Here is a 13,819-nt window from a genome sequence, read left to right as displayed (position 1 = left end):
TCCGGACATGTGTCGAGCGGGTAGCACCGCCACCACACGAAGAAGGGCGGCACCGTTGCCGGTGCCGCCCTTCAGCGGAATGCGTTGTCAGGACTCAGTGATCGCGATCGCTGTCCTGACGACCCGAAGAAATCGAGGTGTCTTCGTGCCCGTTGGCATGGCCGTTGCCGTTGCCGTTGGCGTGGCCATTGGAATGACCGTTGCCGTTGGCGTGACCGTTGCCGTTCGTATGGCCGTTGCCGTTGGCGTGACCGTTGCCGTTCGAGTGGCCATTGCCCAGAATGCCCGCCTGGTAGTTGCGAAGCATTGCCAGCTGCTCGTGCTCGCCCTTGTGGAGTGCATCCTCGAGGGCCTTGCTCTGCGCAACGGGGTCCGGGGTGAACAGTGAACCCGAGCCGGGCTTGCCGGCAGAACCGAGCTTGTTCATCTTCTTGGGGACCGCTGCACCCTGGTAATCGAGCGGGATCGGGTGACCGTGATCGTCGACCGGTCCGAGCGGCTGGTGGATTTCCACGTACTGGCCGTGCGGGAGTCGCTTGATGATTCCGGTTTCGATGCCGTGCTCGAGGACTGCCCGGTCGCTGCGCTGTAGGCCGATGCAGAACCGGTACGCGACGAAGTATGCGATCGGCGGAGCAATGAGCACTCCGATTCGACCGATCCACGTCATCGCATTGAGCGAGATGTCGAACTTGTACGCGATCAGGTCGTTGACGCACGAGAGCGTCAGAACGACGTAGAAGGCGATGGACATTGCGCCGATTGCAGTACGGACCGGCACGTCGCGGGGACGCTGCAGCAGGTTGTGGTGTGCGTTGTCTCCGGTGAGACGCTTCTCGATCCACGGGTAGGCAATCATCACGGTGAAGACGAGGCCCATGATCACGGCCACCCAGAAGACTGCAGGAATCGTGTAGCGACCAGCGATGTAGATGTCCCATGCCGGCCACAGACGCGCCAGGCCGTCGGTCCACATCATGTAGAAGTCGGGCTGAGAACCTGCGGAGACCTGAGACGGGTTGTACGGTCCGAGCGCCCAGATCGGGTTGATCTGCAGCAGTCCGCCCATGGCGGCGATCACGCCGAACGTCACGGCGAAGAACGCGCCGGACTTGACGGCGAAGACCGGGAGGATACGAACGCCGACGACGTTGGTTTCCGTACGACCGGGTCCGGGGAACTGCGTGTGCTTCTGGTACCAGACCAAAGCCAGGTGAGCTGCGATCAGCGCCAGGATGATGGCCGGCAGCAGCAGCACGTGCGCCACGTACAGGCGAGGAATGATGATCGTGCCGGGGAAGTCCCCGTCGAAGATCAACCAGTGCATCCAGGTGCCGACGATCGGGATGCTCATCGTGATTCCGGAGAACGCGGCGCGGAGGCCGGTGCCCGAGAGCAGATCGTCGGGGAGCGAGTATCCGAAGAAGCCCTCGAACATCGCCAGGATCAGCAGCAGGCAGCCGATGACCCAGTTGGCCTCACGAGGACGACGGAACGCACCGGTGAAGAAGATGCGCATCATGTGCACGATGATCGACGCGGCGAACATCAGTGCTGCCCAGTGGTGGATCTGGCGCATGAACAGACCGCCGCGCACCTCGAACGAGATGTCGAGTGCTGTCGCGTAGGCACGCGACATGGTCACGCCGTTCAGCGGGGTGTACGCGCCCTGGTAGACGACCTCGCTGAGCGAAGGATCGAAGAACAGGGTGAGGAAGACGCCGGAGATCAGCAGGATCACGAAGCTGTACAGCGCGATCTCACCGAGCAGGAACGACCAGTGGGTAGGGAACACCTTGTTGATCTGGCGGCGCAAACCTGGTGCCAAGTGGTAACGACTGTCTACGTCGTCCGCCTGCTTGGCGGCGAGGGTTTGCAGTGAAGGACTCATGAATCACGCTCCGGTCGACGTTCCCAGAAGGCGGGACCCAGTGCTTCGTGGAAGTCGTGCTGTGCCACTAGGTAACCCTCCTCGTTGACTGTGATGGGAAGCTGAGGCAGCGCGCGCGCAGCCGGTCCGAAGATCGGCTTGCCGTACTCGAGCGCGTTGAACTGCGACTGATGGCAAGGGCAGAGAATGCGGTTGGTCTGCTGCTCGAACAACGATGTCGGGCAACCCAGGTGCGTGCAGATCTTGGAGTAGGCGTAGTAATCGCCGTAGTTGTAGCTCTCCTGGCCCTTGCGCTTGATGACCGTGCTTGCGTCGTCGGGACGCAAACGGATGAGCATGACTGCGTTACGGATACCGCGGAGTGACATGAGCAGGTCGTGCTCGCTCTCGCGGTCCGCCTCGCGGAACGGGAAGACAGTTTCCATGGCACCAGCGTCCAAGTCCTCGGGCCGTACGAGAACAACATCTTCCGGTCGCCCGGTGTCTCGTCGGAGGTAGATCGTCTCTCCATCGTAGCGAGGCGTCCAGCCGGATACCCACAACGGAGAATCTTCGCCCTTGGCCCACGGATTCTTGATGAGGCCGCCGAGGGGGAGCAGTGCCATGACGCCGAGAGCGCCGCCGCCGAACAGAAGCGAACGCTTGATGACCTTGCGTCGTCCGATGGTCGACGTGTCGAGCGAATCGCCCAGCTCGGCGACCAGCGTCCTGCGGTCCGTTTCCGACGAGCTTCCGTCGTGGCGGTCCTGGATGGAGACCTCTTCGGGAATGAACTTCTTGGTGAACTGCACGGCACCGACGCCGACGGCGAGGATCGCAAGACCCATCGTTCCGCCGATCAGCGGCGTGTACAGCGAGTACAGGTTGTAGTTGTCGTCACCGATGCCCGCGTACTGCCAAGGCCAGAAGAGGTAGACGCCGATGAACGCGACTGCCGACAGGCCGGCGATGGCAAACCAGATCGCCACGCTGCGCTCTGCGCGCTTCTCGGCGCGAGTACCTTCCACAGCCCAGCGATTACGACGGAATGCGACATCCACACCGTCGAGATTGGTGCCGAGTTCGACCAACTCGTCCCGGCTGAGCGCTGCCAACTCCTCGTCGGTGTACTTCTTGTCGGGATTCACACCCCCGGCATTGGTGCCGTCGGTGTTGTCGGCGTCCTTACGGCCGGAATCGCCGTCGCTCATGATCTAGCTCCGATCCACAATGTTGCGCCGACGACAGCGGCGATTCCGACAACCCACAGGGCGATCATCTCGGTACCGGGACCGAAGCCACCGAGACCCCAGCCGCCTGCGGCCTTGGTTTCCTGGGCCGACTTGACGTAGGCGATGATGTCCGACTTCTCCTCGATCGTCAGCTGACGGTCGGAGAACTTGGGCATGTTCTGCGGACCGGTGACCATCGCGGTGTAGATCTCCTGCTCGTTGGCAGGCCCGAGGTCCGGCGCGAACTTGCCCGACGACAGTGCGCCGCCCTGGCCGGTGAAGTTGTGGCAGGACGCGCAGTTCAAGCGGAACAGCTCGCTGCCTCGGGCGATGTCGTCGCCGCGAAGTGACTCCTGCGCCACCTCACCGTTCTCGTCGAGAATGACCGTCGGGCCGCCGCCGTTGGCCTGGATGTAAGCACCGAGCGCGTCGATCTGCTTGTCGTCGAACTTCGGCGGCTTGCGCAGTGCCTGCGCCTCGTTGCGAACAGCCGGCATACGGCCACTCGACACCTGGAAGTAGACGGCAGCTTCACCGACACCGATGAGACTCGGTCCGCGATCCTGAACACCCTGCAAATTGGCACCGTGGCACGTCACGCACGACGTGTCGTAAAGCTGCTTGCCTTCGCGGATCAGCGCCGCCGAATCGGTATCGGCTGTTGCAACCTGGGGTGTAGGCGTCAGGGCCGACGCGAGGAAACCCGCGCTCAGAAGGCCCATCATCAGAACGAGTGCACCGGTGACGCGTCGACGCGTCTTACGCTTGCGTCGCGCCTTCGAGGCCGAAGTGTCGTCGGTTGCTGCTGGGGGAGATGTACTCATCTTCTATCCCTTGTCGTGTCGGGACGGGCCGAACGTCGGGGGCTGAATCCGTTCGCTCGATATCTGTGGCTTGCTGACTGTCACTAGCGGATGAAGTAAATCGTCGCGAAGAGGGCAATCCAGACGATGTCGACGAAGTGCCAGTAATACGAAACGACGATGGCGGCGGTGGCCTGCGCGGGCGTGAACTTGCTGACCAGGGTTCTGGTGATCAGGAAGACGAAGGCGATGAGTCCGCCGATCACGTGCAAACCGTGGAAGCCGGTCGTGATGTAGAAGACCGAGCCGTACACGCTGCTCGAGAGCGTCGTGCCCTCGTGGACCAGGTGGTAGTACTCGTATCCCTGACCGGCGACGAAGAACGCGCCCATGGCCAGGGTGACGATGTACCACCGACGAAGCCCGAACACGTCGCCACGCTCGGCAGCGAACACGCCCAGCTGGCAGGTGAACGAAGAAGCGATCAGCACGGCCGTCACCGGAACAGCTAACCCGAGGTTCAGCTCGGTCGGCTCCGGCGGCCAGTTTCCATTCGCCTGCGCGCGTGCGACGAAGTACATCGCAAACAGCCCGGCGAAGAACATGAGTTCACTCGACAGCCACACGATCGTGCCGACGCTGACCATATTGGGACGGTTCAGCGAGTGCACGCGTTGGGTGATTGCCGATCCTTGAGTCCCTACAGCGCTCGTCACAGAAAGAAGTATGACCCGTCGTAGTACGGAAGGCATATCCGGGTCCGGTCTTGGCGCGTCGCGGAGGAACGATTCCGAGCGCGCCCTTGTTCCCGCGCTGGTGGAAGGGCCTGTACGGGCCGGTAGGGTCCAGTCGTGCAAGGCTGGCCTCATGGCAAAGAGCAGTGCAGGTGGGTGGTTTCGGCGGTTGTTCTCGCGGTCGACCGCGGAACGTCTGGACCCCACGCGCGAAGATCTGGTGGTAGTGGCGAGCTGCTTCGACGACGCGCGGGCGTGCTCCGCCGTTCTCGACGAGGCGGCGAACACAGAACCCACCTGGATCGAGTCCTCCGAGGTGCTGTTGCGGCATCACCTCGTGCTGCCCGCGCACGAAGTCGACGATGCGGCAGCCGTCGCGGCGCAGGATGCGTACGAGGTCGGTCCGCAGGTCGAACTACCGGACGACACCGGGTATCGGCCGCAAGTCGATGACGGTGTCGCTGTGGTCCTGCAGCGGGTACAGGTGCTCGACGCGTTGCACTGTTCGCAGGAGAGGTCTCGGATGGCGGGTCTCGCGCAACGGCGTGGGGGAGCGGTACTGGGGTGGGATGCGCTGCAGCCCGCCTCACCCGCCGACACGTCTGACTAAGCTTCCACCGCACCGCGCGCATCGACAGCAGAAGGGCACGGCACATCCACCATGACCGCAGGGACCAGTGACGAGCAGCCGCGAACGTGGCGTCGAATCCTCGGAGCGTTGACCACGCACGCCGACCTGTCGAGCGCCGATACCGGCTGGGTGATGGACGAGATCATGTCCGACAACGCCACAGCCGCTCAGATCGCTGCCTTCGGGGTGGCACTGAAGATGAAGGGCCCCACTCCCGCGGAACTGGAGGGTCTCGCCGACTCCATGCTCTCGCACGCATTTCTGGTCGAGACCGACCGTGACGCGGTGGACGTCGTCGGAACCGGCGGCGATGGTGCGGACACGGTGAACATCTCCACGATGGCCGCGATCGTCGTCGCTGCCAGCGGAATACGCGTCGTCAAACACGGTAACCGTGCAGCGTCGTCCAAGAGTGGTACGACCGATGTGCTCGAGGCGCTGGGCGTGCGGGTCACCCTGGGGCCCGCCGGGGTGGCGTCGAGCGTCGAGCAGGTTGGGATCGGATTCTGCTTCGCGCCGATCCACCACCCCGCACTTCGGTTCTCCGGTCCGGCGCGCAAGGAGATCGGCATTCCGACGATCTTCAATGTGCTGGGCCCCTTGACCAACCCGGGCCGCCCACGCGCCGGACTGATCGGCTGCGCATTCGAGAATCTGGTGCCCGTCGTCGCCGGCGTGTTCGCTCGACGCGGTAGTTCGGTTCTCGTCGTCCGTGGCGACGACGGGCTCGACGAAATCACCCTGTCCACCACGACCACCGTGCACGTGGTGTCCAACGGGACCGTCACCGTCGACTCGATCGACCCGGCCGATTACGGAATCGCTCGGGCACCCATCGAGGCCCTCCGAGGCGGGGACGCGAATTTCAATGCAGCAGTGGCACATCGCGTGTTCGCAGGCGAACACGGACCCGTCCGTGACGCCGTGCTACTCAACGCCGCCGCGGCCATGGCCGCGCATCGAGGAGTCTCGGGAAACCTGCACGAGCAAATCGAAGCCGGATTGGCAACTGCGGCAACGGTTGTCGACAACGGTTCCGCGGCCCGCCTGCTTGCCGACTGGGCACGCTGCACCACCGCGCTGGCCGACTGAATCACACCGAACTACTCGCCGATCGAGAATCCTGCATCGACGTCGGCACTCGAATACGACTGAAACGCAATGTGAGTCGTCGTACTGCGAACACCACGAACACGATTGATGTGCTTGGTGATGACCTCGGCTATCGACGCATGATCACGCACCTTGACGATGGCAATCAGATCGACGTCGCCGGCGCACGAGTACACCTCCGACACACCGTCCACATCGGCAACGGCCTGCGCCGTCTCCGGAATCAGATCGGCCTCGGCGTCGATCAAGACGATGGCATTGATCATCTGTGCTCCTCACGCATCTCCGGGCTCACACATGACGCGAGCTCGACCCAACCGAGACAACACTAGTTGCTCGGCCGACTCCACTCTCGCTTCATCGGTCGTTCCGCGGGCTCCACTCCTGCCTCGTCGGTCGTTCCGCGGGCTCCACTCCTGCCTCATCGGTCGTTCCGCGGGCTCCACTCCTGCCGCGTTGCTTCTCGGGCCGTTCGACACCACTCCTCCCACGAACCCGCAGACCGAGCAGGGCTGCAGTAGCCACTGCTGGTGCGAACGATGCGCACTCCGTCCGTATGGAGCCACGACGCGATCAGGCCCACCTCTTCCGGCGGCGCACCGCGAAGTGGCGTCGCATCGGGCATCACCGTCTCGGCCGACGCCGTGATCGCATCGACGACGGGCATCGGGTGCACCCCTCGCGGTGCGACGGCCGCCCCGGCCAAGCGGCCGAAGCGCACCACCATCAGCTCCCAACCACCGTCGGCCGTCCGCCTGGCCGCCACGAGCTCGGCGATGGCCGCAACGGCGGCCGCCCGGTGCATCCTGCGGAGCACGTTCACCGTCACCGCGATTCGATCGCGGAGACGCGCGGCTGTCTCGAACAGTTCACGGTCCGCGAGTTCGGCGACGCGGCGTCGCATCGCGAACAGCAGCTCGTCGTCGTGTCCACACACGAACGCCAGAAATTTCGCCGGGGCACCCGAGTACTCCTCGGCCGTCAGGGGCCCGGAGAACGCCGCTGGGCAGCCACCGACGTCCGTCGCGGTGCACTCGTCACCGTGTCGAACCGCGCGGCCCAACCGGCGGGTGCATGTACGAAGTCGACAGAATTCTGCGGCGAGGGCGGAGGCCTCCGCCGCGTCCGCCCGAACAGCGAACGGTCCGAGGCTGTTGGGTGCGGGAGTGCGCACGATCGACAGACGCGGAAACGCTTCGTCGGTGAGGGTGACCCACCACCCTTTGCGGGGAAACTTCGATCGGCGGTTGTAAGGCGGGACGTGAGCCGAGAGCAGCCGTAATTCGCGGACTCCTGCCTCGAGTGCGTGCGCACATTCGACGTGGTCCACGCGAGTGGCGAGCGAGACCATCTCCTTCATTCGCCCACGTGTCTCGGAACCGGTGAAGTAGTTGCGCACCCGACGCTTGAGGTTGTTCGAGGTCCCTACGTACAGGACCTCGTCCGACGGTCCTCGGAAGAGGTAGACGCCGGGTGTATCGGGCAGGTGTGCGGCCAGGCCGCGTTTGGCTCGTTGCCCCGCCGACACCGCAGGGAGGTAGTCGACCAGTTCCGCGTAACTGTGTACGCCTTGGTTGCCCACTCGTTCGATCAGGCCGTGCAACACGTCCACCGTGGCACGCGCGTCGTCCAATGCTCGGTGAGTCGGCCGAGTGCTGGATCTGAACAACGTCGACAGGGCGGACAGTTTCACCGAGGGTGCCTCGTCGCGCGTGAGCACTCGCCGGGCGAGTTTGACCGTGCAGAGCACCTGGAAGCGGGGCCAGGCTATATCGAGTCGACTCGCTGCGGCCTTGAGAAATCCCGTGTCGAACCCGGCGTTGTGTGCCACCAGTACCGATCCGCGAGCGAACTCGAGAAAGCCGGGGAGAACGCGTTCGATGCGGGGAGCCCCGATCAGCATCGCCGTCGTGATGCCGGTCAACTCGACGATGTACGGCGGGATCGATCTGCCCGGGTCGACGAGGGTAGCGAATTCGCCGATGATCTCGCCGCCTCTGACCTTGACTGCCCCGATTTCGGTGATCGCCTCCGTGTCAGCGCTGCCACCAGTGGTTTCGAGGTCGACGACGACGAACGTGGTGGCGTGAAGCGGGGTGTCGAGTTCGTCGAACGTCAGCTGGATCGGCAGGCTCACTGCGACGACGTTAGGGCCGACCTCCGACAAGAACGCCGAACACGGCGTCGGAGGGCATCGTGTCGGTCGGTGCCGATTGTCGAGTCGCGGAACCTGTCGGTGGCTGGCGCTACCTTTCGTTCGATCGGCCGATTACACCGTCCGACGCGACAAAGAGACAAGGATCACAATGATCATCGACTGCAGTGACTGCCTGGTTCGTGACATCGCCTGCGCCGACTGCGTTGTGACGGTGCTTCTGGGGGCTCCCGGGATGCCCGCGAGATCGGATGGGCAATGGGTCGGTTCACCGTCTCGTATCACCCTCGAGCAGGAAGAACTCGGTGCCATGGGAGTGCTCGCCGACGTCGGTATGGTGCCCGCGCTCAAGCTCGTCGTGAACGACGACGGCACCGCGGATGTTCCCCTGTTATCGACTCGTGACACACCGGGCGATCAACGCGCCGGGTAGCGAGAACATGGCCGAATTCGGTCCGTTCGGCGCGTTGGGGTCGACACAGGGGTATGCCATTTCGTAACCTTCCTGAGACCTTGCGGAGTCTTGCCAGTCCAAACCGGAGTGGCGTCGCAAGTCACCGCCTAATCGATCACTCGCGAGAGTGTTCGTACCGGGAACCCGATATTTACTGGGGTGAATCCCGCCGAGTCACCGATGGTGGCCGGTGGGTAGGGCTGCTCTTCCCAGCCCGAACCCGTCAGCTAACTCGGTCGGCGGACGAGTGGAAGAAACGGAGCACCATCTTTCGTGGCGTCACAACTTTCCAACCGAACATTGCGGCGAGCTCTCGTAGCCGGAGCGCTCACGGCAGGCGTGGTGATTCTCCCCGCTGCACCGGCAATGGCGGCCCCAGTCACCATCCCCGGCGTCGGAACCTTCGAGATTCCTGACATCCCGGGTCTCCCTCCCCTCAACATTCCGGGCATGCCCGCTCCGGGTGCGCCCCTTGCCCCGCAGGTCACCCCGGCTGCCAAGGCCGTCCAGGCGGCGGAGTCCAAGATCGGCGCTCCGTACGTGTACGGCGCATCGGGTCCGGATTCGTTCGACTGCTCGGGCCTGATCCAGTGGGCCTACAAGCAGGCCGGCGTCAGCCTGCCCCGTACGAGCTACGACCAGGCAGCCGCGGGCACCCCGGTCTCGCGTGACAGCCTGATGCCCGGCGACGTCGTCTCGTTCTACGGCGGCTCGCACTCGGGTATGTACATCGGCGACGGCAACGTCGTGCACGCATCCACGTCCGGCGTGCCGGTCAAGGTTGCTCCCGTGGACTCCATGCCGTTCGACGGTGCTCGACGCTACTGAGCCGAGCGCTCCGACCGGAGTTGTGTACCGACCGACAGGGTCGATCCGTTTCGACGGTTCGGCCCTGTTGTCGTTTCCAGGGACGGTTTCCGGGCGACACGCCGGTACGGTGGACAGCAGAGCGTCCAGTTCGTAATCTGATCGAGACCTCTCCGACGTTTGGTTTGTGATCTGTCACGTGCAGACTGCGTCGATTTCGGACCGTGTTCACGTCCGCGCCCAGCTGAGCATGGGTATCGTTCGGTTCCGGTCACTTTTTCCAACCGCCACTCCAGCTGGAATGGCATATGTCAGGACGGAGAGTCGCTTTCCGTGGCGATATCGAGAACCACCCGAGTTCTACGACTAGTAGGTAGCTCGGTGACCACAGCCGTTGCGGCCGCATGCATCATGGTGGTGCCGATCACGACGGCGAGCGCCGATCCGGGGTTCGGCTCGGCTTCCGACGCGCAGGCGAAGCTGGCGGAGCTGTCCCGGGAGTCGGAACAGACCAACGAGTCGCTGCACAACGCGCAGATCGATCTCGACGCTCGGGCTCGCGAGCAGCTCGATGCGCAGACCGCCGTCGATGCCAGTCGGGCGGCCCTCGACGCCGCCCAGTCGCAGCTGGCGCAGCTCAAACCCGCCATGGACAAGGTGGCCAATGTCAACTACCAGGGCGCTCGCACCAACCGGTTGTTCGCGGTCATGGTCAGCGACTCCCCGCAACAGTTGCTCGACCAAATGTCGGCCCTCGATGTCATTTCCGCCGAGACAGCCGGCCAGGTAGCTCGGTTCCAGCAGGCCAGCGCGGATGCATCCGCGGCAGAGCAGGCCGCCGCGACCGCCGCAGAACAGGCCAGAGTCGCCGCCGAGCAGGCCAAAGCGGTCAGCGACGATCTGCAGGCGAAGCAGAGTGAACTTCAGGGCCAGATCGCCGAAGTCATGGCCGCGTACAGCGCGCTTTCCTCGTCCGAGCAGCTGGCCCTCGCGGGATCGGCGCTTCCCGAAGGTTTCGACCCCTCCACGATTCTGAAGAACTTGACGCCGGGCTCCGGTTCCAGCGCGTTGCAAGCCGGTCTCACACAGATCGGCAAGCCGTACGTCTGGGGAGCGACCGGCCCCGACGGTTTCGACTGCTCCGGGTTGGTCGTCTGGGCCTACAAGCAGGTCGGAAAGACGTTGCCGCGGTCGAGTCAGGCTCAGGCTGCCGGCGGAACTCCCGTCGATCAGAAGGATCTGCAGCCGGGAGACGTCGTTCTGTTCTACCCGGACGCATCACACGTCGGTATCTACGCCGGTAACGGCAACGTTCTGCATGCCTCCACCTTCGGGGTTCCGGTGAAGGTCCAGTCGATGGCGTCGTTCCCGTTCTACGGGGCCCGTCGGTACTGACTGTGCCGCGAACGACGACTGACGCCTGAATGAGCGGTACGGAACGGCCGTCCGTTGTCCACGCGCTCACCGCGTCGGGGCGGGCGCGATGGGCGGCAGTCCTGGTCGTTCTGGCAGTGGCGTCGACGCTGCTGTGGGTTCATCGTCACGACGGTCCTGCATCGGGAGCGGCGACATCGAGCGCATCGACTTCGTCCGATCCGTCGGCCTCGCAGAATCCGCCGACGTACGACGAGCAGCGCCGCGCCGAAGTGACCGAGCTGCTCGAGCGCTGGGCGGCTGCCCTCCGTTCCGGCGACGAATCGGCGCTGCGTGGGTTACTCGACCCCCTCGCGGATCCGACGTTCGTGGATGCGCAGGTTCGCCGGGCGACTGTCGTTCCGACGGTTCCTTTCTCGGACTTCGACTACGAGATCGGTGACGAACCCGAGACCCCCGTGCCGTCGTCGATTGCCGAGCAGCTGGATGCCACCGATGTGTGGGCTCCACCGGTGTACCTGCGATATGCCGTGCAGGGCCCGGATGCCTCGCCGACCCGTCGGCCGGTTTCGCTGGTGGTCGCCGAACGCGACGGCCAGTGGCGACTGGTCGACGACGCAGACTTGCCGACCTACCGTCGCCACACCTGGCGCGGGCCGTGGGATTTCGGGCCCGTGACGGTGCGCTCGGTCGCCACTGCATCCGGCACGTCGGTGGTGTTGGGACATCCCGACCGTGAGCAGTTCGTGGCAGATGTGGCCGCCGAGCTGCCCGCGGCGACCGCTGCGGTCACCGACTTCTGGGGGGCCGACTGGGCCCGGGACGGACTGGTGTTCGTCAGTTCGACGGCCGAGGAGTTCGACGAATCGACGGGGTCCTCGCCCTCGACGGACGTGGCCGCAGTGACCGTGTCCGACGCCGTGGCCGGTGGGTCGCGTCCGACGGGTCAGCGCGTGGTGTTCGGTCCCGATGCCGCGTCGCGGCTGACTCCGTTCACTCTTCGTTCGGTGCTTCGGCACGAGTTGACGCATGTGGCGGCGCGGGCGAAGACGGCGGAAGGCACCGCGTTGTGGGTGGCGGAGGGTTTCGCCGACTACTCCGGGTATCGCAGTTCCGGTGCCGACTTCCGGCAGCTGGCACCTACTCTGGCATCGATCGTGGCTGCCGGTGGCCCGCCGACCGTGTTGCCGAAAGACGAGGATTTCGGTGCAGGCGGCACCCGCTCCAACGTGGCCTACGAGTCAGCCTGGTCGGTCTTCGCGTTCGTGGCCGACCGGTACGGCGAGTCCACGTTGCGCAGGTTCTACGAGGCGCTGGCGGCCGGACCCGGGTCGGACGGAGTCGTCGACGCGGCGATCACCTCGGTCCTGAGTCTGAGCCGAACCCGGTTCGTCGCGGAGTGGGGCAACTGGGTGGCCGCTCGGTCACGCTGATGCGGACGTGCGCGTCGTCGACACGAGCTGTCCGATCGGGAGCGCTACGGTTGTCGTCATGCGTCGTACTCTTCTGGTGACGAACGACTTTCCGCCCCGGCCGGGCGGAATCCAGTCCTACTTGCACAGCTTCGCCTCGCAGTTGCCCGCCGACGAGCTCGTGGTCTACGCGCCGCGGTGGCGTGGTGATTCGCACGTGAAGTTCGATGCGAAACAACCCTTCGAGGTCATCAGGCATCCGACCACGTTGATGCTGCCGACTCCGTTGGTGGCTCGCCGCGCAGCGCGCATCGTGAAAACCCGAGGGTGCGACTCGGTGTGGTTCGGTGCCGCGGCCCCGTTGGCGGTGATGTCGTCACACCTGCGCAAAGCCGGGGCGGATCGCATCGTGGCGAGCACGCACGGCCACGAGGTGGGGTGGTCGATGGTGCCCGGTGGTCGCGCGACGCTGCGCACCATCGGAGAGAACACCGATGTGGTGACCTACGTGAGCAAGTACACGCGGAGCCGATTCAGCTCGGCGTTCGGGGCGTCGGCGGCACTCGAGCATCTGCCGCCGGGGGTCGACACCGATCGCTTCGTGCCCGACGATGCCGCGAGGACGGAGCTACGTGCTCGGTACGGCCTCGGTGACCGACCGACGGTTCTGTGTCTGTCGCGGCTGGTGCCGCGCAAGGGCCAGGACTTCCTGATCCGGGCGCTACCGGAGATCCGGCGCGCGGTGGACGGGGCGGTTCTGGTGATCGTCGGCGGCGGTCCGTACGAGAACACGTTGCGCGAACTCGTTCGCTCCACCGGGATGGAGCAGCACGTGGTGTTCACCGGGACGGTGCCGTCGGCGGAACTGGCTGCCCATCACACGATCGCCGACGTGTTCGCGATGCCGAGCCGCACCCGAGGCGCGGGCCTCGACGTCGAGGGGCTCGGAATCGTCTACCTCGAGGCGTCGGCCTGTGGCGTTCCGGTGGTTGCCGGGATGTCGGGAGGCGCTCCGGAAGCTGTGCAGCACAACAAGACCGGGCTCGTCGTCGACGGGACTTCGGTGTCGTCCATCGCCGACGCGATCGTGACGATCCTGTCCGATCGAACACTGGCGACGCAGATGGGCAACGCCGGTCGGGCATGGGTCGACGCGGAATGGCGCTGGGACGTGCTGACGGAGAAACTGCGGTCACTGATCTGACCGGGCGGGCCGCTCGCACCACGGCTCACG

13 protein-coding genes and 1 riboswitch are annotated in these 13,819 nt (G+C 64.8%); of the genes, 7 read left to right on the top strand and 6 right to left on the bottom strand.

The window, feature by feature from the left end:
• Nucleotides 1–94: 94 nt before the first annotated feature.
• From qcrB to ctaE, 4 genes are all read right to left on the bottom strand, one after another.
• Nucleotides 95–1,891 carry a cytochrome bc1 complex cytochrome b subunit gene (gene qcrB, locus CH268_RS15820; protein ID WP_094664977.1) on the bottom strand — a complete coding sequence of 599 codons (1,797 nt, stop codon included), beginning with the start codon at nucleotides 1,889–1,891 and terminating at the stop codon, nucleotides 95–97.
• Nucleotides 1,888–3,081 carry a cytochrome bc1 complex Rieske iron-sulfur subunit gene (gene qcrA, locus CH268_RS15815; protein WP_241258025.1) on the bottom strand — a complete coding sequence of 398 codons (1,194 nt, stop codon included), beginning with the start codon at nucleotides 3,079–3,081 and terminating at the stop codon, nucleotides 1,888–1,890. Before qcrA ends, qcrB begins: the two co-directional genes overlap by 4 nt.
• The gene (gene qcrC, locus CH268_RS15810; protein WP_027497381.1) at nucleotides 3,078–3,926 is read right to left on the bottom strand and encodes a cytochrome bc1 complex diheme cytochrome c subunit; all 849 of its coding nucleotides are present in this window, start codon (nucleotides 3,924–3,926) and stop codon (nucleotides 3,078–3,080) included. Before qcrC ends, qcrA begins: the two co-directional genes overlap by 4 nt.
• 83 nt (nucleotides 3,927–4,009) lie before the next feature.
• Nucleotides 4,010–4,621: an aa3-type cytochrome oxidase subunit III gene (ctaE, locus tag CH268_RS15805; RefSeq protein ID WP_027497380.1), complete on the bottom strand. Its 612-nt coding sequence runs from the start codon at nucleotides 4,619–4,621 to the stop codon at nucleotides 4,010–4,012.
• A gap of 151 nt (nucleotides 4,622–4,772) precedes the next feature.
• Between ctaE and CH268_RS15800 the strand changes: the two genes are divergently transcribed.
• Complete coding sequence (locus CH268_RS15800; RefSeq protein ID WP_094664975.1) at nucleotides 4,773–5,249, top strand: hypothetical protein; 477 nt, start codon at nucleotides 4,773–4,775, stop codon at nucleotides 5,247–5,249.
• A gap of 51 nt (nucleotides 5,250–5,300) precedes the next feature.
• A complete protein-coding gene (gene trpD / locus CH268_RS15795; protein WP_032370293.1) occupies nucleotides 5,301–6,362 on the top strand; it encodes an anthranilate phosphoribosyltransferase in 1,062 nt (353 codons plus the stop codon).
• An 11-nt stretch (nucleotides 6,363–6,373) separates the two neighbouring features.
• Here the strand turns inward: trpD and CH268_RS15790 are convergent, their stop codons facing one another.
• On the bottom strand, nucleotides 6,374–6,649 hold the full coding sequence (locus CH268_RS15790) for an Lrp/AsnC family transcriptional regulator (protein ID WP_032370294.1): 276 nt from the start codon (nucleotides 6,647–6,649) through the stop codon (nucleotides 6,374–6,376).
• Nucleotides 6,650–6,804: 155 nt separating this feature from the next.
• On the bottom strand, nucleotides 6,805–8,520 hold the full coding sequence (locus CH268_RS15785; RefSeq protein WP_032370295.1) for a DEDD exonuclease domain-containing protein: 1,716 nt from the start codon (nucleotides 8,518–8,520) through the stop codon (nucleotides 6,805–6,807).
• Nucleotides 8,521–8,689: 169 nt separating this feature from the next.
• On the opposite strand from CH268_RS15785, the gene CH268_RS15780 reads away from it, so the two are divergent.
• From CH268_RS15780 to CH268_RS15760, 5 genes are all read left to right on the top strand, one after another.
• Nucleotides 8,690–8,971: a hypothetical protein gene (locus CH268_RS15780; RefSeq protein WP_032384652.1), complete on the top strand. Its 282-nt coding sequence runs from the start codon at nucleotides 8,690–8,692 to the stop codon at nucleotides 8,969–8,971.
• A 115-nt stretch (nucleotides 8,972–9,086) separates the two neighbouring features.
• Nucleotides 9,087–9,249: riboswitch (cyclic di-AMP (ydaO/yuaA leader) on the top strand.
• Nucleotides 9,250–9,265: 16 nt separating this feature from the next.
• Nucleotides 9,266–9,820: a C40 family peptidase gene (locus CH268_RS15775; RefSeq protein WP_027497375.1), complete on the top strand. Its 555-nt coding sequence runs from the start codon at nucleotides 9,266–9,268 to the stop codon at nucleotides 9,818–9,820.
• Between the two features lie 390 nt (nucleotides 9,821–10,210).
• On the top strand, nucleotides 10,211–11,194 hold the full coding sequence (locus CH268_RS15770; RefSeq protein ID WP_080729233.1) for a C40 family peptidase: 984 nt from the start codon (nucleotides 10,211–10,213) through the stop codon (nucleotides 11,192–11,194).
• 29 nt (nucleotides 11,195–11,223) lie between these two features.
• Nucleotides 11,224–12,606 (top strand): hypothetical protein, encoded by a 1,383-nt coding sequence (locus tag CH268_RS15765; protein ID WP_094664973.1) that lies wholly within the window; start codon nucleotides 11,224–11,226, stop codon nucleotides 12,604–12,606.
• A 58-nt stretch (nucleotides 12,607–12,664) separates the two neighbouring features.
• Complete coding sequence (locus CH268_RS15760; RefSeq protein WP_027497373.1) at nucleotides 12,665–13,789, top strand: glycosyltransferase family 4 protein; 1,125 nt, start codon at nucleotides 12,665–12,667, stop codon at nucleotides 13,787–13,789.
• Nucleotides 13,790–13,819: the final 30 nt, after the last annotated feature.

The organism is Rhodococcus sp. 06-1460-1B (genome assembly GCF_002258475.1).
GTDB classification, from domain to species: Bacteria; Actinomycetota; Actinomycetes; order Mycobacteriales; family Mycobacteriaceae; genus Rhodococcoides; species Rhodococcoides fascians.
Note: the sequence above shows the minus strand (reverse complement) of the source record. Positions and strands in the feature narration are given on the sequence as shown.

Coding starts and splice junctions, on each gene's coding strand:
- qcrB (WP_094664977.1), bottom strand. CDS start 1,891: ATGAGTCCTTCACTGCAAACCCTCGCCGCCAAGCAGGCGGACGACGTA.
- qcrA (WP_241258025.1), bottom strand. CDS start 3,081: ATGAGCGACGGCGATTCCGGCCGTAAGGACGCCGACAACACCGACGGC.
- qcrC (WP_027497381.1), bottom strand. CDS start 3,926: ATGAGTACATCTCCCCCAGCAGCAACCGACGACACTTCGGCCTCGAAG.
- CH268_RS15800 (WP_094664975.1), top strand. CDS start 4,773: ATGGCAAAGAGCAGTGCAGGTGGGTGGTTTCGGCGGTTGTTCTCGCGG.
- trpD (WP_032370293.1), top strand. CDS start 5,301: ATGACCGCAGGGACCAGTGACGAGCAGCCGCGAACGTGGCGTCGAATC.
- CH268_RS15790 (WP_032370294.1), bottom strand. CDS start 6,649: ATGATCAATGCCATCGTCTTGATCGACGCCGAGGCCGATCTGATTCCG.
- CH268_RS15780 (WP_032384652.1), top strand. CDS start 8,690: ATGATCATCGACTGCAGTGACTGCCTGGTTCGTGACATCGCCTGCGCC.
- CH268_RS15770 (WP_080729233.1), top strand. CDS start 10,211: ATGGTGGTGCCGATCACGACGGCGAGCGCCGATCCGGGGTTCGGCTCG.
- CH268_RS15765 (WP_094664973.1), top strand. CDS start 11,224: ATGAGCGGTACGGAACGGCCGTCCGTTGTCCACGCGCTCACCGCGTCG.
- CH268_RS15760 (WP_027497373.1), top strand. CDS start 12,665: ATGCGTCGTACTCTTCTGGTGACGAACGACTTTCCGCCCCGGCCGGGC.